The 19,469-nt window shown below is 61.0% G+C and carries 23 protein-coding genes; 10 read left to right on the top strand and 13 right to left on the bottom strand.

The features are described from left to right. Positions 1–259: 259 nt before the first annotated feature. Positions 260–535, bottom strand: a complete 276-nt coding sequence (sodX, locus tag K0U62_07415) for a nickel-type superoxide dismutase maturation protease (GenBank protein MCH9801342.1) — start codon at positions 533–535, stop codon at positions 260–262. Positions 536–676: 141 nt separating this feature from the next. Between sodX and sodN the strand changes: the two genes are divergently transcribed. Genes sodN through K0U62_07400 form a run of 3 tightly spaced genes read left to right on the top strand, consistent with a single transcriptional unit; the run spans position 677 to position 2,265 of the window. Continuing rightward, positions 677–1,081 (top strand): superoxide dismutase, Ni, encoded by a 405-nt coding sequence (sodN, locus tag K0U62_07410; GenBank protein MCH9801341.1) that lies wholly within the window; start codon positions 677–679, stop codon positions 1,079–1,081. A 3-nt stretch (positions 1,082–1,084) separates the two neighbouring features. After that, entirely contained in the window at positions 1,085–1,477 is a 393-nt protein-coding gene (locus tag K0U62_07405; protein MCH9801340.1) for an anti-sigma regulatory factor, read from the top strand. A 59-nt stretch (positions 1,478–1,536) separates the two neighbouring features. Continuing rightward, positions 1,537–2,265 (top strand): RNA polymerase sigma factor SigF, encoded by a 729-nt coding sequence (locus K0U62_07400; protein ID MCH9801339.1) that lies wholly within the window; start codon positions 1,537–1,539, stop codon positions 2,263–2,265. 6 nt (positions 2,266–2,271) lie between these two features. On the opposite strand, the gene K0U62_07395 is transcribed toward K0U62_07400, so the two are convergent. Further along, entirely contained in the window at positions 2,272–3,195 is a 924-nt protein-coding gene (locus K0U62_07395; protein ID MCH9801338.1) for a diacylglycerol kinase family lipid kinase, read from the bottom strand. Positions 3,196–3,227: 32 nt separating this feature from the next. Here K0U62_07395 and K0U62_07390 point away from each other — a divergent pair, with 32 nt between their 5' ends. Together K0U62_07390 and K0U62_07385 are read left to right on the top strand one after the other, a co-directional pair. Continuing rightward, on the top strand, positions 3,228–3,668 hold the full coding sequence (locus tag K0U62_07390; GenBank protein ID MCH9801337.1) for a hypothetical protein: 441 nt from the start codon (positions 3,228–3,230) through the stop codon (positions 3,666–3,668). Positions 3,669–3,967: 299 nt separating this feature from the next. Continuing rightward, the gene (locus K0U62_07385) at positions 3,968–4,219 is read left to right on the top strand and encodes a WhiB family transcriptional regulator (GenBank protein MCH9801336.1); all 252 of its coding nucleotides are present in this window, start codon (positions 3,968–3,970) and stop codon (positions 4,217–4,219) included. Positions 4,220–4,226: 7 nt separating this feature from the next. Here the strand turns inward: K0U62_07385 and K0U62_07380 are convergent, their stop codons facing one another. Together K0U62_07380 and K0U62_07375 are read right to left on the bottom strand one after the other, a co-directional pair. Then, positions 4,227–5,726: a sensor histidine kinase gene (locus K0U62_07380; GenBank protein MCH9801335.1), complete on the bottom strand. Its 1,500-nt coding sequence runs from the start codon at positions 5,724–5,726 to the stop codon at positions 4,227–4,229. Positions 5,727–5,755: 29 nt separating this feature from the next. Continuing rightward, positions 5,756–6,607, bottom strand: coding sequence for a tektin family protein (locus K0U62_07375; GenBank protein ID MCH9801334.1), 852 nt, complete (start codon positions 6,605–6,607; stop codon positions 5,756–5,758). Between the two features lie 78 nt (positions 6,608–6,685). Between K0U62_07375 and K0U62_07370 the strand changes: the two genes are divergently transcribed. Beyond that, positions 6,686–8,377 carry an acetolactate synthase gene (locus K0U62_07370; protein MCH9801333.1) on the top strand — a complete coding sequence of 564 codons (1,692 nt, stop codon included), beginning with the start codon at positions 6,686–6,688 and terminating at the stop codon, positions 8,375–8,377. Positions 8,378–8,390: 13 nt separating this feature from the next. On the opposite strand, the gene K0U62_07365 is transcribed toward K0U62_07370, so the two are convergent. From K0U62_07365 to K0U62_07330, 8 genes are all read right to left on the bottom strand, one after another. Further along, positions 8,391–8,774: a thioesterase gene (locus K0U62_07365; protein ID MCH9801332.1), complete on the bottom strand. Its 384-nt coding sequence runs from the start codon at positions 8,772–8,774 to the stop codon at positions 8,391–8,393. Between the two features lie 21 nt (positions 8,775–8,795). Next, on the bottom strand, positions 8,796–9,869 hold the full coding sequence (locus K0U62_07360) for a PilT/PilU family type 4a pilus ATPase (protein MCH9801331.1): 1,074 nt from the start codon (positions 9,867–9,869) through the stop codon (positions 8,796–8,798). A 465-nt stretch (positions 9,870–10,334) separates the two neighbouring features. Next, entirely contained in the window at positions 10,335–10,667 is a 333-nt protein-coding gene (gene rsrA / locus K0U62_07355; protein MCH9801330.1) for a mycothiol system anti-sigma-R factor, read from the bottom strand. Next, positions 10,664–11,377 (bottom strand): sigma-70 family RNA polymerase sigma factor, encoded by a 714-nt coding sequence (locus tag K0U62_07350; GenBank protein ID MCH9801329.1) that lies wholly within the window; start codon positions 11,375–11,377, stop codon positions 10,664–10,666. Before K0U62_07350 ends, rsrA begins: the two co-directional genes overlap by 4 nt. 149 nt (positions 11,378–11,526) lie before the next feature. Continuing rightward, positions 11,527–12,231, bottom strand: coding sequence for a hydrolase (locus K0U62_07345; GenBank protein MCH9801328.1), 705 nt, complete (start codon positions 12,229–12,231; stop codon positions 11,527–11,529). 32 nt (positions 12,232–12,263) lie between these two features. Beyond that, the gene (locus K0U62_07340) at positions 12,264–13,079 is read right to left on the bottom strand and encodes an SDR family oxidoreductase (protein ID MCH9801327.1); all 816 of its coding nucleotides are present in this window, start codon (positions 13,077–13,079) and stop codon (positions 12,264–12,266) included. A gap of 51 nt (positions 13,080–13,130) precedes the next feature. Beyond that, the gene (locus K0U62_07335) at positions 13,131–13,877 is read right to left on the bottom strand and encodes an SOS response-associated peptidase (protein MCH9801326.1); all 747 of its coding nucleotides are present in this window, start codon (positions 13,875–13,877) and stop codon (positions 13,131–13,133) included. Between the two features lie 20 nt (positions 13,878–13,897). Next, positions 13,898–14,872 (bottom strand): CoA ester lyase, encoded by a 975-nt coding sequence (locus K0U62_07330; GenBank protein ID MCH9801325.1) that lies wholly within the window; start codon positions 14,870–14,872, stop codon positions 13,898–13,900. 2 nt (positions 14,873–14,874) lie between these two features. On the opposite strand from K0U62_07330, the gene K0U62_07325 reads away from it, so the two are divergent. Continuing rightward, entirely contained in the window at positions 14,875–15,432 is a 558-nt protein-coding gene (locus K0U62_07325; protein ID MCH9801324.1) for an antibiotic biosynthesis monooxygenase, read from the top strand. An 11-nt stretch (positions 15,433–15,443) separates the two neighbouring features. Here K0U62_07325 and K0U62_07320 read toward each other — a convergent pair whose 3' ends face one another. Further along, entirely contained in the window at positions 15,444–16,355 is a 912-nt protein-coding gene (locus K0U62_07320) for a DMT family transporter (GenBank protein ID MCH9801323.1), read from the bottom strand. 107 nt (positions 16,356–16,462) lie between these two features. Here K0U62_07320 and K0U62_07315 point away from each other — a divergent pair, with 107 nt between their 5' ends. The 3 genes from K0U62_07315 to K0U62_07305 all read left to right on the top strand — a co-directional run bounded on the left by K0U62_07315 (position 16,463) and on the right by K0U62_07305 (position 19,462). Next, a complete protein-coding gene (locus tag K0U62_07315; GenBank protein MCH9801322.1) occupies positions 16,463–17,728 on the top strand; it encodes a CBS domain-containing protein in 1,266 nt (421 codons plus the stop codon). Continuing rightward, positions 17,721–18,260 (top strand): DUF1003 domain-containing protein, encoded by a 540-nt coding sequence (locus K0U62_07310; protein MCH9801321.1) that lies wholly within the window; start codon positions 17,721–17,723, stop codon positions 18,258–18,260. The genes K0U62_07315 and K0U62_07310 overlap by 8 nt, the downstream gene beginning before the upstream one ends. Before the next feature lie 68 nt (positions 18,261–18,328). Next, entirely contained in the window at positions 18,329–19,462 is a 1,134-nt protein-coding gene (locus K0U62_07305) for an Mrp/NBP35 family ATP-binding protein (GenBank protein MCH9801320.1), read from the top strand. Positions 19,463–19,469 lie beyond the last annotated feature (7 nt).

Raw genomic sequence — 19,469 nt, 5'->3', positions numbered from 1 at the left:
AGCCCTCCGCGTCTCGAATACGCACCGTGGGGCGCACTTCAATCTTGCCGCCGTGGTGAAGCGGAAAGGCGGGATCAGAAGATCGTTCATGATCCGCTGTCGGAAAGTCGGACGACACACATCCCCTCTCGCACGCAGGTGGGTCCGGCAAACAGCTGGAGTAACTGGCCGGACGCATGAAATTGCCGCCTTAATCCTCGCATATCACCGTCCACGTGCCGAATCCGCTGCCTTGAAAACGGTCTGATCGGCCCGCCCGCTAGCTCGCGACCACCGATCGCCGCAGGGGGTAGTAGCGCAGTAGAACTCGACCCACCACTAATTCTGGCGGAATCGGTCCGAACGTTCGACTATCAGTCGAGGCGGTTGGGTTGTCCCCTGCTACCCACCAACCGGAAAACTCGCGGCGGATGACTCGTTTGATCAATATCCGGCGGGTCTCGCGGGGATCCCGCACCGCGGCCACAGCACCAGGTTGTAGTCGCTCGCTGCGAAGCACCAACACCCAATCCCCGTCGCGATAGCTCGGATTCATGGAATCTCCGGCCAAAACCGCGGTAAAAAGTGGCCACTTGATTCGGCGGAGGTATCGCGGGCCCATGCCAGTGAGGGTAGGGTCAACGAGAGATATTGTGAACCCGGTTTTTCGGCCAGCCCGGCCATTGCGGAAAGGACCATGATGTTGCTAAACATCTTCGCCCCAAAGAAGACCCTGCACGCCCACTGCGATCTCCCCTGCGGCGTCTACGATCCGGCACAGGCCAAGATCGAGGCCCAGTCGGTCAAAGCATGTATGGAAAAGCACAACGCTTCTGATGACGCCGACTTCCGCGCTCGGGCGATCAGCATCAAGGAGGACCGCTCCAACCTGGTGAAAGAGCACCTGTGGATCCTGTGGACTGATTACTTCAAGCCGCCGCACTTCGAGGCACACCCAGAACTCAACACGCTCTTCAATGAGGCAACCAAGCTCGCTGGTGCTGGCGGTACCAAAGGAACCACCGATGTCGCCATCGCCGATGATCTGCTCGCCAAGATTGACCAGATCTCCGATATCTTCTGGGAGACCAAGAAAGCGTAGCTAGTGGCACAGCAATCACACGGGCCAGTCGTCCTGCATATACCCGCGGCGAGCGCCTACCTTGCGCTGACTCGGGCCACGACAGCGGCTGTTTGTGCCCGGCTCGACTTTCCCGTCGATCTGCTAGAAGACGCTGCGCTGGCAGTCGATGAAGCGGCCTCACTTCTGCTGCAAGACGCTGTCACGGAATCCGAACTGGTATGCCGTTGGACACCTGCGGGCGACAACTTGATCATCCAGGTCTCGTCACAGAGCAGTTCTGGGCGGACCCCCAGAGAAACCACTTTCGCATGGACGGTCTTGACCGCCTTGGTCGACGAGGTGACAGCTGAGCTTGCTGAGGGCCGAGTGACGCTGTCGCTGACAGTGAGCAAGGTAGGGGCAATCGCATCGTGAGCTCCACCAAGCGATGGACCGACGCGGACCGCGAGCATGAGCACGAGTTACTGGCTCGGATGGCGGAACTAGATTCCAGCGATCCTGAGTATCGGCGGGTCCGCGATGAACTCGTCACGATGAACCTGCCGCTAGTGGAATATTTGGCTCGCCGTTTCCGAGATCGGGGCGAGCCGCTGGATGATCTCGTCCAGGTGGGCACTGTAGGGCTGATCAATGCGGTTGATCGATTCGATCCCACCCGCGGCGTTGAGTTGTCCACCTTCGCCACGCCCACCATCGTCGGCGAGATCAAGCGGCATTTTCGGGATCGGGGTTGGGCGATTCGGGTACCACGTCGTCTGCAGGAGCTGCGCATCACCATCGGTCGCGCGACCGCTGATCTGTCTCAGGAACTCGGGCGATCGCCCACCGTCGCTGAGATAGCAGAACGACTGGATGTGTCACAGGACGAAGTATTGGAGGGCTTGGATTCCGCCCAGGCCTATGCCACCGCTTCCCTCGACGGCGGCGCTGGCGACAACGACGATGATCAACACCCTGGATCGCTCCAAGACGTTCTGGGTTCGGTGGATACCGCCATTGCGGGCGTTGACAATCGAGAAACGCTCAAGCCGCTACTAGCCGCACTACCGGAGCGAGAACAGGCCATCTTGATGATGCGGTTCTTCCAGAACAAGACCCAAGCCGACATTGCAGCTGAACTTGGGATTTCGCAGATGCATGTTTCCCGCTTGCTCAACCGGACGCTGGCCAGGCTGCGCGCCGAGATGGGGAACGACTACTAGCCGTTCTCAGACAACTATTCGCAGCGCTCGCGGCACCGAGCGGATGCACAGTTCGGTCATCTCACCAAGACCTTCGCCATCGAGTTGAACCGCAGTGGGTCGATCCGCGACGAGACTCAGGTCCCCAAGATCACGTCCCACATACAGCCCATTGGCAGAACCGGCACTGCTGCCCATGAGTAGTCGTCGAGTCCATCGCAACGACGGAATCACTCGGAGATCGCGGATGGCAAAGACGTCCAGATTACGGTCAAAACTGGCTTCTGGATTGGGATTCACCGGCAGCCCCCCGAAAAAGGTCCAAGGGGCGGCGTTTTGCACGATGGCCAAAAAGACATGATCCATGTCTTCCTCGCCTTCGCGCTGAATCGTGATCGCTGGTTCTTTGCGATCCGTGCGAGAAAAGTACTCCCGCAGGGTTGTCATGAAGTATCGAGTGGGACTAGCCCGTTTCCCCCGCCCTCGCGCCTCTTCCATACTCGCGATTATCTCGGCGTCCAAGCCCATGCCAACATTCATGGTGAACCAACGATCATTGGCAGTCGCGGCGCTGATCGTACGGAATCGTTCGTCTTCGATTCCGGCGATCAATACGCCGGTGGCCTCCACCGGATCGCGGGGCAGTCCTGTTGAGCGGGCCAGCACGTTGGCTGAACCACCCGGAACGGTGGCCAACACAGGCACCTGCGGTCCCGGCCCGTCAGCCAGGATGCCGTTGACGACCTCGTTGATTGTGCCGTCACCACCCAACGTCACTACGACATCCAGCTTGTCGCGCAGCGCTCGTTCGCCAAGTTCCTTCGCGTGTCCGCGGTGGTCAGTAATGGCCACGTCGAGATCTACCGTGGCAGCCAACGCATGGATGATCACTTCCCGGACTCGATCGTTGGTCGTCGTCGCCTTGGGATTGACTACTAGGAGTCCGCGCATGCACTGACCCTATCCGCCCGTAGCCTAGGACCGTGGCAACAGTCTCGGGATTGACGACAAACCGGATCACAGCAATCACTGCCGCGATACAAGCAGCGTTCTTGTTGGGGTACGCCATCACGATCGCAGTGCTGGCGGTAACTCGTGGTGCCGAGGGTCCGGAAGCGGTGGCCTCAAGTACTGGAGTCGTGGCAGAGATCATCACCTTCGCCCTGTTGGGGGCTGGCATCGTTGTCGTTGCGATCGGCCGCTGGCGGGGAGCCTCGTGGAGCTCTGTACCTTTTGTCGTTATCCAAGGACTAGCGCTGGCGGCTGCGCTGCCGGTGCTCTTCGGCTCATCTGCTACCGAGCCTCGGCTGGCCGCTCTTGTGGCGTGCTTGTCCGCCGTTGTTGGGCTGCTGGCTCTCATCGCCGGCCGGAGCGCACCTGACACCAGCTCACCGCCAGACGCTCAGCCCGGGGTTGATCGCTAACAAGCGACTGGACAACCCCACCGACGGAATCTGGGTTTTCTGCGGGAAAACGGACGCAATGCGCCACAAAGAGCACGCAGAGCGAGGTAGGTGTGACGAACGCGACACTCATCTGGGCGAACCACCAGACCTAGGCCCTTGTGGCGACCGGCGTCTCCTGACAACCTTAAGGCACTGGAAGTAAGCCCCAGTAGATGGGCCGGGTTCCGGCTTCTGAGCGTATCTCACCGTAGATATCTGCTTGGCAGCGCCCTGCCCACTGCAACGTCAGCAGCCGCTTGTGCGGCAGAGGAGGCCTCATGGACTGGCGCCACGTATCGGCATGTCGGGATGAAGAGCCCGAGCTGTTTTTCCCGATTGGGAACACCGGTCCCGCGCTCGCTCAGATCGAGATTGCAAAGCAGGTGTGTCAGGACTGCAAGGTGCAGGAAGTCTGCCTCAACTGGGCGATCGAGACCGGCCAAGATGCTGGTGTCTGGGGTGGCATGTCCGAAGACGAGCGTCGCTCGTTGAAGCGGCGTCGCGCCCGCGCTCGCGCCAAGCTGGCCTAGTTACTGGCTACAACGCCAGCGGGCACACCACTTTTACCCGCGTCGTTGCGACCCGACTATCACTATCCAACTCCGCTGTGAGCGGCCGCGGCCAAGGTGTCTCGCCAGCGCTGCTGATCTCGAGTTCACCTCGCAACTGATCCATCACTAGGGTCCGAACGATTTCCAGACCCAGCCCCTGTGCCTGCGCGGGATCAAACCCAACGCCATCGTCCAATATGGTCAGCCCGACTACGCGATCCAAGCGGCGATACTCCACCCAGATCCGTTCAGCGCCGCTATGCTCCATCGCGTTGAGGAGCAACTCCGACAGCACCATGGCCAACGGCGTGGCGAGTTCCGACGGCAGTACGCCAGCAGAACCTGAGACGGCTATCCGCGGCATCGGCTGATTGTTGGCTGCGGCTACATCTCGGGCCATAGTCAGAATCTGCGGGGAAATCTCATCGAAATCGACCTGTTCTCCCGGGCTGTGCGCCAGCGACTCATGAACCAACGCGATTGTGGTCACCCGAGTCATGGCATCTGAGAGTGCCGCCCGTGCGCTACCGGGAGGCAAGCGACGGGCCTGCAGCCGCAGCAGCGCGCCGACGGTTTGCAGGTTGTTCTTGACCCGGTGGTGGATTTCTCGGATTGTGGCGTCTTTTGACAGCAGTGCCTGTTCTTGACGGCGCAGTTCCGTGATGTCACGCAGCAGCACCACTGCCCCGCCACCAGATCCAGCTCCTCCCAGGGGTACCGAACGCAGTGAGGCGGTGGCGACGGACGTGGCCAACTCTGCTGCGCCGACCTCTTCCCCGCGCGATATCCGCCGAACGGTTCGTGCCATCGGTCCATAGTTTCGACCTAACCGGCCGAGTAACTCCGCAAACGAGGCCCCCTGCAGTTGCTCCGAGACCCCTAGCCGCCGCAAACAGGTTCGGGCATTGGGGCTGGCGTAGCCCACTCGTCCGGCAGCGTCGAGCCGGACAATTCCATCGCCCACCCGCGGAGCCGCCGCGCTCATGGACTCACTATTCGGCTGGGGAAAACTCCCGGCCGCCACTCTTTCCAAGAGCGCATCGCAAGCCGCCAGATAGTTGCGTTCCATCTCGCCGATCTGCTGCTGCTCGATGCCCGAGTACTGGGCTAACACCGCAATCCTGCTGTTGCTGAATGGCACTGGAATCGTGGCAATGGCACCAACTTCCGTTGCGTGATCTAGTTGTGCCGGCGGACTGCAGACAACTGGTGCCCCGGACTGCAACGCTTGCTCAAGCGGGGCTGCTCGGGATCGTGGCACGAACAGCCCCACCGGATCCTCAGCCAGCATTGTGGGAGCGGTTGTCGGCCGAACATGAGCGATGGCGATCCAGCCGGCTCCGTCCCAGGTCCGCACGAAGAGCACAAAGTCAGCGAACCCCAGATCTGCCAGCAGCGACCATTCTCCGATCAGCAGTCGCAGTCGCTCTGTCGCCGCCGTACCGAGTTCGGTACGGGAGCGAACGATGCTCTCCCAGGTAGCCACAATCCGAGAATAAGGCCATCGGCGGTCTGCTAGAACCTTGCCGAGATAGCTGCCACGAGTCGAGCTAGTGCAGCAGGTGACTGCTGCAGAAACAACGACGGCTCGATCAGTTCGATCTCAGCGATGAGAGGTTCATCCGCTGAGTCGCGGATGAGGTCCACTCGCCCGTAGAGCAACTCGTGGGCTACGGTTGCTAACGCCTGCTCAGCTACCCGAAGTTCATCCGAGGACATAGTGAGCGCATCAGACACCGACTCCTCGGCGTCTCCTAGTCGAGGATTCTTTCGGACCGCATGAGTGAACTCACCAGCAATCCAGATAAGACAGCGCTCGCCGTACTGAGCCACCGATGGCAGATATGGCTGAACCAGCAGCTCTCGTTGGGCTATCGCGCGCGACCAAAACTGTTCACCAGCCGCCGCCGTCGCCACATCAAATCTTTCGGTCAGGTACGAACCCGCACCAACCGCAGGCTTGACCACCACATCATCCCAACCCTGTTCTGCCATCACCGCCGCCAAACTCACATCAGCACCTTTCGGCCAATAGCTCGTCGGCACGACCGGCAGACCACGATCAGCTAGCTCGATCAGGTAGCGCTTATGGCTATTCGCCAGCACCACTTCCGCAGGATTCAGTAACTGCGTCAGCTTCGATGTGTGTCGGATCCAATCGAGGAAGGCCGGCAGATCCTGAATGTAATTCCATGTGGAGCGGAGGACAGCCAGTTGAAAATCCGCCCAGCGGACGTTGGGATCATCCCAGGCAACTAATTTCGCGTCGACGCCAGCGGACGCAAGGGCTGCCAGCAATAGGTCCTGATCGGGATCAGGCTCTGGCAGGCTGACACAGGTGACGATCGCGACTGAGCCGGCAGACATACCAATTAGGCTGACACAGTAAACCACCGATTCGCGACTCACTGCAGTCTTATGCCATCCCCCTAGTAACGTCGGATCATGGCAGAGCAGCGCGATTCAGCGGTTCCTTCCGAAATTAGTGGACATGGCGGCAGCCACGCCGTCTCGGCAGCGGTCGCTGCCGGTCAGCAAGTGATGTGGACGCTCTCCGGTGCCCATGTGTTCCCGCTCTACGACGCAGCAGTGGGCGGCCGGGACCAGATCTTGACGGGAGGCGCTGGACCGATGCGGTTGCTGGACGTACGGAATGAGGCCACCGCCGCCTTCGCAGCCGAAGCGACCGGAAAGCTCACCCGTACGCCAGGGCTAGCCGTCGTTACTGCTGGCCCCGGCGTCACGAATACCGTCAGCGCCATCACCGGGGCCTGGTTCAACGGTTCCCCCATGGTGGTTGTGGGTGGTCGGGCACCCGGGAACCGCTGGGGAAGTGGAGCGCTGCAGGAACTCGATCATCCACCTATCTTGGACACGGTCACCAAACGCGCTGCCACCATCGTCGAACCCACCCTCATTGGCCAAGCGGTCACGGAGGCCTTTCAGTTGGCCAATAGCCCCCATCGCGGACCCGTGTTTCTGGACATCCCGATGGATGCGCTCTTCACAGAGAGCACTGCGTCGGTGACAACGATCGACAGCCCCCGGCAAGCCACCGATGATGAGCAGGCGAGTCGGATTGCAGCGCTGCTTGCCAGCGCTGCACGACCGGTACTGATCCTCGGCTCTGATGTCTGGATGGGTAGGGCGGATAACACCGCCCGCGACTTTGCCACCGAATTAGATCTTCCCGTGATCGCCAACGGCATGGGGCGCGGAATTCTGCCACCAGATCATCCGGGACTGGTCACTAGAGCTCGTAGCACTGCCTTGGCCGAAGCAGATCTCGTCGTTGTCGTAGGTGCCCCGTTGGATTTCCGGCTCGGGTTCGGGTCGTTTGGTGGTCGTGCCGGCAATCCACCTGCCGAGGTTGTCCATATCGTGGATGCCCCCAGCCAAATTGCTCAGCACGTCGATCTTGTGGCTTCGGCTGCCGGCCCCATCGAACCGACGCTTGCGAGTATCCGAAGCCATTTCTCAGGTCAGATCGAAGCCCGGCATCCCTGGCGCACCCGACTCCGAGAGCAGCACCTCGCCGCAATCGCTGCCGATGCCGCCCTACTCGCCAGTGATGCTGATCCCATTCACCCGGCCCGGATCTACGGCGAACTCATACCGCGGCTGACCGATGACACCATTGTCATCGGAGATGGCGGCGACTTCGTCTCGTTCGCGGGCAGATTCCTCCAACCAGCCCAACCCGGCAACTGGTTGGATCCGGGACCCTACGGCTGTCTAGGGACGGGCTTGGGTTACGCCATGGCTGCCCGAGTAACCCGACCGAACAGTCCCGTCATCCTGCTGATGGGTGATGGCGCTGCGGGGTTCTCGCTCCCCGATGTCGATACATTGGTTCGTCACAACCTCCCGGTGGTCATGGTGGTAGGAAACAACAGCGCATGGGGGCTAGAGAAACATCCGATGCAGTTCTTGTACGGATACGACGTGGCTGCCGATTTACAGCCCACACGCTACGACGATGTGGTTAAAGCCCTCGGCGGCGCAGGTGAGACTGTTTCAGATCCCCGGCAGATTGGCCCGGCATTGGATCGAGCATTGGCCGCGAATGTGCCCTACTTGGTGAATGTGCTCACGGATCCAGGCGTTGCCTACCCACGCAGCACCACCGGGGTGTGACCGGTCGAGGTAACTAGTCTGCAGCAGCCGGAGTGAATCGCTCGCGAGCCACGACGACGCGCGTAATGGTGCCAGCCAGCACAACGTCTCCTCGATCGTTAACCAGTTCAACGGCGAAGACCACTCGTCGCCCCGAAATTCTAGAAACTCTGGCTGTCGCCGAGACGACACTCCCCACTTCGCTAGGCAACAAATGCTCAACCTGTACCGCCGTACCCACTGTGGTGTCATCTGACGGCAGGAACTCGCTCACCGCCGCACAAGTGGCTGCTTCCGCCCAAGCGATGGCTCGCGGGGTGGCAAGCACCTCGACGTCCCCGCTACCCAGCGCTACCGCAGTGTCAGAGTCAGATACTCGGAAAAGCAACTGCGCAGTCGCATCTGCTGGGTTCGGCAACTCCACTTCGGCCCGCCCGCGTCACTGCACCAGGCCGAGCCGGCGCAACTCCACAATGAGGTCGTGGGGGTTGGTCGACGACGCCAGCGCCGAGTCCAAGGTGATGTGCCCATCGGAAAACAGCCGGGTGAGGTGCTGATCGAAGGTCTGCATACCGTAGTAGCCGCCTTCGGCCACCAGTTGACCAATGGTGGAGGTCTTGTCGGAGTCAGCGATCGCCTCAGCCACTCGCCCGGTATTCACGCAGATCTCCATGGCGACCGCTCGCCCACTGCCCGCAGATTTGGGCACTAGCCGCTGACATAAAATCCCGCGCAGGGCACCAGACAGGCTGAGCCGAACCTGCGTTTGCTCGTGGGGTGGGAAGAAATCGATGATGCGGGTGATGGTCTCTTCCGCATCCACCGTGTGGAGCGTCGACATCACGAAGTGACCAGTCTCAGCAGCCGAAATCGCAGCCCGCACTGTCTCTTGATCACGCATCTCACCGACCAAAATCACGTCGGGGTCTTGCCGCATCGCCGCTCGCATGGCGGTGGAGAAATCTTCGGTATCTACGTGGACCTCGCGCTGATTCACCATCGCGACCTTGTCCTCATGCACAACCTCGATCGGGTCCTCGATGGTGACGATATGTACTTCCCGATTCTGGTTGATGTAGTCGACCATGCCCGACAAGGTGGTGGTCTTACCCGAACCGGTCGGACCCGTCACCAGCACTAGGCCTCGGGGTTCGAGGGCCAACGGCGCTACTGCCTCGGGCAGATCCAGAGCCGTCAGGGGAATCGCGCCCTCAGACACCGCTCGAAAGACCAGCCCCGCGGTGCCTCGCTGCCGGAACGCGTTCACGCGGAACCGACCAACGCCCTCCATCGCATAGGCGAAGTCAGCTTCATTGGTGTTATCGAACGAGGCAACCAGATCGCTTCGCAACACCTCATGAACCATGTGCTGGGTGTCCTTAGCATTGAGCACATCGGCTTCTAGTCGACGCAATCGGCCATCTACCCGAATCCGTGGTGGCGAGCCAACCTTGCAATGCAGATCTGAGCCGCCGGACTCAACCAGGGCTCGCAGGAACGGCAACACCGAGATGGGGGCTCGATTAGGGTCTGATTGATCTGGCTTTTTCTGCCACTCCGGCGGTAACTCTGCGGGAGCTGGTGCTGCCGCAGGTGGCTCCGCTGCCGGTGCCGCCGGTGCTGCCGGCGCCGGTGACGGCGCCGGAGGCGGGTCTCCTGCTACTGGCGGCAGGTCAGCCGCGGGCTGCGTCACGTCGAACCCTTTCTCTTCTCGTGTCTGCTGGGTGGGCTCGCTGATACGATCTCACCGCCGGGCTTCCCGCGGCAATTCGCGACCGCAGGAAGTCCTCCCTCACTATGTATCGCATACTTGGGGGGTATACCTGAGTCCTACCGCAGATATTTTTGGGAGAAACATGAGCAAACGAGCCCGTAAGCGCCGTTCCCGCAAGAAGAACAAGGCCAACGGCGGCAAGCGTCCCAACGCCTGATCCATCGAAATCGTGGGCTGGCCGGGTGAGGTCAGCCCACTCCCCGACTAGCGTTCCGGGTCGACAATCCGCCGATTCACTTCCACGGTTGTTTCGGCGTAATACTGCCCTGGTGCCGTCATCGAGGTTCCGGTGACCCGGATTTCCGTGATTTGCTGCAAGATGCGACGGCGCAACGACTCTGGCGCATCCGTGCAGCCGCAAGAACGCGCAATCAGTTCTTGTACTGACTTTTCGAGGCCAAACTGTCGCAGGCAGGACGAGCAATCGTCGAGATGCGATCGGATCTGCTCGGCCCGGCCGGCATCTATCTCAGCGTGCAGGTACTCGTAAACAGCATCAAGCACTTCGGCGCAGTCGGCATCGTCAGCGCAACTCATGTGTCCACCTCCGTTGACGTAGCCACCAAACCCCGATCAGCCGCGTACTCACCCAACAGTTCTCGCAACTGCCTGCGGCCGCGATGTAGGCGAGACATTACAGTGCCGACGGGAGTGTCCATGATCTCTGCGATTTCCTTGTAGGCAAAGCCCTCGACGTCGGCCAGATATACCGCCAATCGGAAATCCTCCGGCAGCGCGAGCATCGCGTCGATGATGTCGGAATCGGTAAGGCGTGCCATTGCCTCTTCCTCCGCACCCCGCAGCCCTTCCGTCGGGGTGTGATTGGAGGGCACTTGCCAGTCTTCGACGTCGCCGCCCCCCACCGACTGCGGACGACGCTGTTTCTGTCGATAGATGTTGATGTACTGATTCGTCAGGATCCGGAACAACCAGGCTTTGAGGTTGGTGCCGTCCCGATAACTGCCGAAAGCTCGGTAGGCCTTCACAAAGGTTTCCTGCACGAGATCTTCCGCATCAGCCGGGTTGCGCGTCATTCGCAGCGCTGCTCCGTAGAGCGGGTCGAGAAATGGCAAAGCATCTCGCTCAAACCGCGCTTTGCGCTCCTCAGCCGTCTCGCCGGCAGGTCCGCGCCGCTCCGGCTCCGACGCCGAATCGCTCTGAGTCTCACTATCTGCTGGCAAAGGATCTCCATTCCCAGTACTCGACCCCCACACTACGGACCCTTTCGGTCCGGTGCCTCTTTGCATCGCGGGCGCTGGGCAAGGCCCCAACCGCACGGCAGCATGGGTGGCTGACGCATTCCCGAGAATCGTGGACGTCTTCACACCTCTCGTAACAGTGCCGCAAGCGCAGATATTCCGGACCCAACACCAGCGTGAGGTCTTGATCGACCGCACTAGGCCGAAAAGAGGCCTCGTCGCTGTTGCCGCCCGACAGCGGCATGCCTTGCAGCCCGCGCCAGCACCAATCCAACTTCTTCCTGAGTGACGGGGGCCTTTTTCTTCACCTTGAGGCTGTGGTCAGCCCACGGGATAGCGACAGTCAGCGCCGGGGAATCGGCCGTCTGGAGCGACTGAGCCAACTCGGTGGCCGACCCAAACGGATCCCGAGCCCCTTGCACCACGGTCACCGGGAGTTGCTGGGCAACCTTAGCCAACTCGTCCGATCGATCAGGTGTTGGTTTGCCAGGTGGATGTAGTGGAAAGGCCAAACAGAGCACCCCATCAGCCTCGATGTCTGCTGCGGTGCGGCAGGCAATACGACCGCCAGAACTACGACCACCCACGATGAGTCGCCGTAGCGCTTCCCCCGAGCGCCGTAGCGACGTCACACCTTCGCGGAATGCGGCGTCAACCCGAGACTGTGCGGGGGCAACTTTCTTCCCGGCCACCACCCAGGGTTGTTCGAACAGGGCGACTTCAATCCCACTCGCCGGCAGCTTACCTGCCAGGTCCTGTAAGTCCCAGCTGCCGATCCCCGAGCCGGCACCGTGACCGAGCACGACCAGCGCACGGGGCACACCAGTGGGAACCCGGAAGAAACTCACTCGAGCAATGCCAACCGTTGTTTCAATCTCTTCTTGGTCGTCAGGAGTGGGCACCCCGCCATCCTCCCGCTAAGCGAGCCAGTTCGCTACCGACCCCGCAACTTCTGTTGCGCTCGACCCGCCTGCCGCTGGAATATGCGCAGGATACGACCCGGTGCCCACCGATATAGTCGCCAAGCTCGCCTCGCCGTAGCCGGCGACACGATGATGGCTTCTTTGGCCGCCACCCCGGTTCGGATGTCGACGATCAACTTCTCCAGTGGATAGATCCCGCCCGGAGTTGCCTCAGCAATCCGGCGAGGATTTACCGGCCGCGGTACGGATGGCAGGTCAGCCGGGCTGTACTTATCGAGAATGGGGGTATCAGTAAATCCTGGACATACCGCAGTAAAGACCACCCCGCGCTCGGCGTACTCCACATTGAGCGCGAGTGTCAGACCCACCACTGCGTGCTTCGTGGCCGCGTAGGGCGCTAGCCCCGGAGCTGGCAGTAGTCCGGCCAGCGAGGCAGTATTCACTACCTGGCCGTGCCCTTGCCGAAGTAGATGCGGCAGCGCCGCATGCACCCCATGCACCACCCCACGCAGGTTGACATCGATTGCGCGATCCCAGTGAGCTAACGCGAAATCCTCGGTGCGACCGCCTATGCCGATACCAGCATTGTTATAGATCACGTCCAACCGGCCATGCTTTCGTACAGCCTCGTCCACGACAACTTGCACTGCCCTAGCGTCGCGTACGTCGAGTTCGACAGCTTCAACCCCGGGTAACTGGCCCACTGTGGCTAGGCCAGCAACGTCTATGTCTGCGGCGAGCACAATATCGCCGTCCGCGGCATGCGAACGAACTAGACCGGCACCGATTCCAGACGCTCCGCCAGTGATGATGACTACTCGATTCATACTCTGCTCCTTCAGGCCATCACCATCGCACCACTCACCGCTGGCGACGGATCACTCTGCCGGGATGGGTTCGGTCAGTTCCGGTCCGGTATTGCGCACGCTGTTTACCGCGGTGCTCACCGCATCACTGCGCAACCGACCCAGCGGCACTTCTCCCAGCGAAGCTACCGCCTCACCGCCATCGGTCATGTCGGGGTTCAACCAATCGTTCCAAGCCGCCGCGGGAACCATCAGTGGCATTCGATCATGAATCCGGCCCAGTTCATCAGTGGCGGCGGTGGTGATGATGGTGGTGGTGCGCAGCCAGGCCGTTGGATCGTCGTCGGGCAACTCTGGGTTCCGCCAGAACTCGTACAACCCTGCCATGGCCAAGACCCCGCCATCGGCTGGGTGGATGTAATAAGGCTGCTTGCGGGGTTTGCCGCTCTTGCCCACCGGAGCATCCGGCTCGGTCGGTGAGTACCACTCGTAGTAGCCATCAGCAGGAACCAGACACCGTCGGCGACTCACCGCCCGTCGATATGACGGCTTCTCCGTGAGCGTCTCAGCCCGAGCATTGATCATCCGCGATCCGATGGCGACATCCTTGGCCCAACTGGGCACCAGTCCCCAGCGAGCGATCGCTAGTTCTCGTGTCGGTTTGTCCTCGTCAGCCGGAGTTCGGTCAGCAACGATGTAGACATCCTTGGTCGGGGCCACGTTGTAATCCGTTGGTAGCTCCCGCTCCGTCGAACGTTCGACCTCGAATTCCTCAATCAGAGCAGCCTTATCTCGGCTCGCCGCGTAACGTCCGCACACGATCTGCCCCAGCGACTTGCTCAGCTCTCCGGTGGGGTGAAGGTCTTGGTGCGCTGCATCCCAGCGGCCCGACCTTTGCCAGCAATCACCAGCGCCATCTTGCGGCTTGCTTCATCGATCATCTCGTCGCCAAGCATCACTGCGCCGCGGGCACCACCCTCCGCTGAGGTGTAGTAGGAGTAGGCATCCAAGATCAGTTCAGCGTGATCGTAATCTTCCTGGCGCGGGCTGTAGACCTCGTTGGCTGCTTCGACCTGGCCGGGGTGGAGCACCCACTTGCCATCAAAGCCCAGCGCAGCACTGCGCTCCGCCACCCGGCGATAGCCATCAACATCTTTGATTTGCAGGTAGGGGCCGTCGATCGCCTGCTTGTCATAGGCACGAGCGGCCATGAGGATGCGCGACAGGATGTAGTGGTAAGCATCGCCCTCGGTGTAACCAGGCGGCTGCTCGCCCACCACCAGAGACTTCATGTTGATACTGGCCATGAAGTCAGCGGGCCCAAAGATGATGGTCTCGACCCGGGGGGATGCCTGGGCGATGTCATCCACGTTCACCAAGCCCAAGGCATTCTCGATCTGAGCTTCAACCCCGATACGCCCCAACTCAAAGCCCATGGTCTTCTCGATTTGGGTCAGAGTCATGTCTAGCCACTGCACCTGGGCAGCTGTCTGAACCTTGGGCAACATGATGCAATCCAGATTGTTGCCAGCATTCTCGACAATCTCGGTCACGTCTTGGTAGGTCCATTGCGTTGTGAGGTCATTGACTCGCACCACGCGCACCTTGTCTTCGTAGCCACCTTCGTTGAGCGCGGCAACCACATTCTTGCGGGCGTCAGCCTTAGCGATAGGTGCGACCGAGTCCTCCAAATCCATGAAGATCTGATCTGCCGGCAGGCCCTTGGCCTTCTCGAGCATCTTCGGGCTAGAGCCCGGGACAGCAAGGTTCGACCTGCGGGGACGCAGCGACTGGGCGGTGGTTTCTTCGCTCATGGATGCTCCTTGATGAGGATTCCTACTGGGAAACGGCGCGCTCGCAGTGGCGCAGCCAGCACTCCACGGTATCCGTCGCACCTGTTGCCACCGAGCACCACCCCCGGTTGCCCCGGTCAACTACCGGCTTTGGCGGCTTGGTGCCATTCCGCAACGGTCATTGCGGCTTGGCTTTCGGACAGAACGGACAACTTCATGAAAATCGCGCGTTGCGAAGCGACCGAGGTGGCGAAACCTCTAGCCTCGTCACTAGGAGGTACCTCGCGATGTACGCACGCACCATCACGGCGAATGTTGTTCCCGGAAGGCTAGACGAAGCCTTGAAAATCTTTCAGGACGAAATTCAGCCCATGATCGAGGGCCAGGCTGGGCACATCAGCACCAGTTTGCTTATTGATCGAGATCGAAATCGAGCTCAAACAGTCACCGTTTGGGAGTCTGAGGCTGCCGAGAAAGCCACCTCCGAAGAGAGTGACTACCTGAGCAAAATCATGGGACGCCTAAGCGGCTTCCTCGCCAACCGCCACGTGGCTGCGTGGGAGGTTGTCGTCCGCGACTAGGCCAACCCGGATCATGCGCTAGGCGTTGGCCGACCGGACAGTTGCCGTCGCCCGTCGCCCAGCATGACTACGGCCAATCCCACCAAAATGCAGGCAATCGCAGGGATAATAGTTGCCTGCGGCAACTGACCCAGCCAAACCGCTGCCACCAAGATCGCACCGGGGACCTCAAGCAATAGGGCAAGGCCCACGACCGTTGCGGACAAATGCCGCAGCACAACGTTCACCAGCGAATGCCCGAGTAGTTGTGCCAATAACGTCATGAGCCCGATCAGCAGCCAATCACGCATGGAATAGCCGAACAGCGGCACATCCACCGCGAGGCAGATTAGCAACAACGCCCCCGCGGCCAAACCATAGACGGCGGCGTTGTACTCCGCAGCTGGCAGCAGCCGCCGAACTCGAGCACCTGCCGAGAGGTATCCGGCGGCTGCCACCCCACCCAGCAGGGCCAGACCATCACCGACTAGTGCCGCGGAACCGCGAGACGCATCTACCCCGGTCAGCAACAGCACACCCAGCATCGCGCAACCGATGCCGAGCCAGACTTGCCAGCGAATCTGTTGACCCACTACTCGGGCGATGAGCGCCGTCCAGATCGGCACGGTGGCAACCAAGGCGGTGGCCGCCGCCACCGAAGTTAACCGCAGTGACGGAATCCAGGCGGCAAAGTGAATCGCCAGCGCGAGTCCGGCGAGCAGTAGCCAACGACTCCGGACTCGCCGCATATCCCAACGCCGGCGCAGCAATAGCCAGGAAAATGTGGCAGCTGAACCGAGGGCGCACCGCCAAAACGCGATGGCGAGCGCTGGCGCGCCGCAGGCAACCACGATCGGGGCGGCCATCGAAACCGCGATAACGGCAACCGCCAACATGACGAACTGCGCCGATTCCTGCCGCTGCCCTGATCTACCTGCGTCCACTCCCCTATGTAATCGCTTTCTACGCGGAAGTGACCGAGCGAACGGGATCTAGCGGTCGGCTTGCCCGGAACGCCCACTTTCGGCTGATTTCCCACTAGCCTGCAAACGTGAGCGGCCCAACGACTCGAATCTTTGTCGCGCGCCTGTCCGGAGTGCCAGTTTTCGATCCCAACGGAGACCAGGTGGGGCGGGTGCGAGACTTTGTCGTGTCGTTGTTCAGCGAACAGCGACCGCCCCGAGTCTTGGGGGTGCTCGTAGAAGTACCTCCTCGTCGACGCATCTTCCTACCGATCGGTCGGGTGCGTTCTTTCGCCGCGAACCAGGTCGTAGTCTCCGGCCTCGTCAACCTACGTCGATTCGAGAAACGCCGCTCCGAGACTCTGGTGATCGGTGAGCTCTTGGATCGCACGGTCAAACTGCACGAGGATGGCGGCAAAGCCAGCATTGTGGACGTCGCTATCGAAAAGAGCCCTACCCGTGACTGGGACATCACCAAGTTCTACGTAAAACAAGGCGGTGGCTTCCGCCGTAAAGGGCAGTCGTTCATCGTCGGGTGGGATGAGGTCACCGGTCTACATCGGGGCGTCAAAGGGCAGGGAACCGAGGCCCTATTGGCCAGCGTGGACGCACTGCGACCGCCTGATGTGGCGAGCATGCTGCAAGACCTGCCCGACAACCGCCGACAAGAGGTCGCAGCTTCACTGGAGGACACCCGATTGGCGCAAGTATTAGGGGAACTCAACGAGGAGAACGCCGCCAGCATCTTGTCCGGTCTTGACTTAGAGCGGGCCGCGGACGTCTTGGAGGAGATGGATCCAGACGATGCCACCGACCTCGTCTTGGAGCTGCCGTTAAGCCAACGCACCAGTCTGCTGCAGCGCATGGAAGACGAGGAAGCGGACGACATCCGGCTGTTGCTGCGCTATGACGAGGACTCCGCTGGCGGACTCATGACCACGGAACCGGTGATCGTGGGACCCGACGCCACTATCGCCGATGCATTGGCTCGAGTTCGCGACTTCGCCCTGCCACCGTCCTTGGCGGCTCAGGTCTACGTCGTGCGCCCACCGTTGGAATCGCCCACCGGACAGTTCCTCGGATCGGCGCATATTCAGGCGCTGCTGCGGGAACCGCCGTCACAACTAGTCGTAAGTGTCATCGACTCCGAACTGGAGCCCATTCGACCGCAGACTCCGCTAGGCCAAGTGGCTCGCTACTTCGCCACCTACAACTTGGTAGCCGTGGCGGTTGTCGATGACAGTGACCATCTGCTCGGGGCGGTCACGGTCGACGACCTCGTCGATCACATGCTGCCCGAAGACTGGCGCGACGAGGATTCCGAATTCGCTCGGGGGGTGAGTACAGATGGTTGATCGTCCACTACGAAAGAAACAGTCAGAGCGGCGTCTTGATGAGCCCATGGACCGCGGCCCGGGCCTACGGCTGCAATATGACCCCGAACGAGTAGGTCGTTTCAGCGAACGAGTCGCCCGCTTCCTAGGAACCTGGCGCTTCATCATCTGGATGACCCTATTCATCGCAGTATGGATCGCCTTGAATGTCGTGATCGTGCTCACCCGATCTCCCGGCTCCGCCCCAGACCCCTATCCCTTCATCTTTCTCACCTTGCTCTTGTCGTTGCAGGCGTCCTACGCGGCACCGCTGATTTTGTTGGCACAGAACCGCCAGGATGATCGTGACCGAGTCCAGTGGAGTGAGGATCGCGATCGCAGCGAGCGATTGCTAGCCGACACTGAGTACCTCGTCCGCGAAGTCGCCGCACTACGAATGGCGTTGGGTGAAAGCGCCACTCGAGACTATGTTCGTGGCGAACTACGCAGCGTGCTAGACGAGATTCGGGAACTTGTCGCCGAGGAAACCAACACTGACGAGACTGCGGAATAGCGAACCTCGCCATCGCTCTTCCGGGACCGGCGCAAGCGCATTAACCCGGCCCCGCTTAGCCTTGGCCTATGACAGCTGTTGACCGCGAAGCGATCATGTCCGCCTTGGCGACCGTAGATGACCCCGAAATTCGCCGACCGATCACCGATTTGGGCATGGTCGGTTCCGTTGACATAGACGGTGGGCGAGTCGAGGTAACCGTGCTGCTAACCGTCAGTGGCTGCCCACTCAAGACCGAAATAATTCAAAGAGTCACTGCAGCAGTCTCGACCGTGCCCGGCGTCGCCGACGTTGCCGTGCAGTTGGACGTCATGTCCGATGAACAACGCACTGCGCTGCGGGAGCAACTTCGAGGCCCAACGAAGGAAATCCCCTTCAACCGACCAGGCTCACTCACCAAGATTTTCGCGGTGGCCTCTGGAAAGGGCGGTGTCGGCAAGTCCTCGATCACGGTGAATCTCGCCGTGGCACTCGCTGCAAAAGGGCAGACCGTGGGTCTACTCGATGCCGACATCTATGGTCATTCCATCCCGGGGATGCTGGGCGTCGATCGCCCCCCGACTGTCGTAGACGGCATGCTGCTTCCCCCCGAAGCCAATGGGGTCCGCTCCATCTCCATGCTCCCGTTCAAGCCCGGGGGTACGGCCGAACCGGTCGCTTTCCGCGGTCCGATGTTGCATCGAGCCCTTGAGCAGTTCCTGACTGACGTGTGGTGGGGTGATTTAGATGTGCTGCTCCTTGATCTACCCCCCGGGACTGGCGATGTTGCCATCTCCACGGCACAACTACTGCCCACCGCCGAGTTGCTCGTGGTTACGACCCCACAGCAGGCCGCGGCCGAAGTCGCGGTACGGGCGGGCATGCTGGCGCAGCAGACTCATCAGAAGCTAGCTGGCGTCATCGAAAACATGAGTGCTTTCCCATGTCCGCACTGTGGTGAGCCGACCGATCTGTTCGGCGCCGGCGGCGGCGACACCGTCGCATCCTCGCTCAGCCAGGCGCTGGGCACCGAGGTGCCACTTCTCGGCCGGGTCCCCTTTGACATCCGTCTGCGGGAAGGCGGCGACGGCGGCAAACCGCTCGTCTCCGCTGCATCGGATTCACCTGCGGGCGCAGCGATCATCGGTATTGCCGACCAGTTGGCGGCAAAGAAGCGAGGTCTAGCGGGGATGAGTCTGGGCGTGACTCCCACAGGTAGCTGATCGACCC

The organism is Actinomycetes bacterium (assembly GCA_022599915.1).
Classification (GTDB): Bacteria; Actinomycetota; Actinomycetes; order S36-B12.
This window is presented reverse-complemented; position numbering and strand designations above follow the sequence as displayed.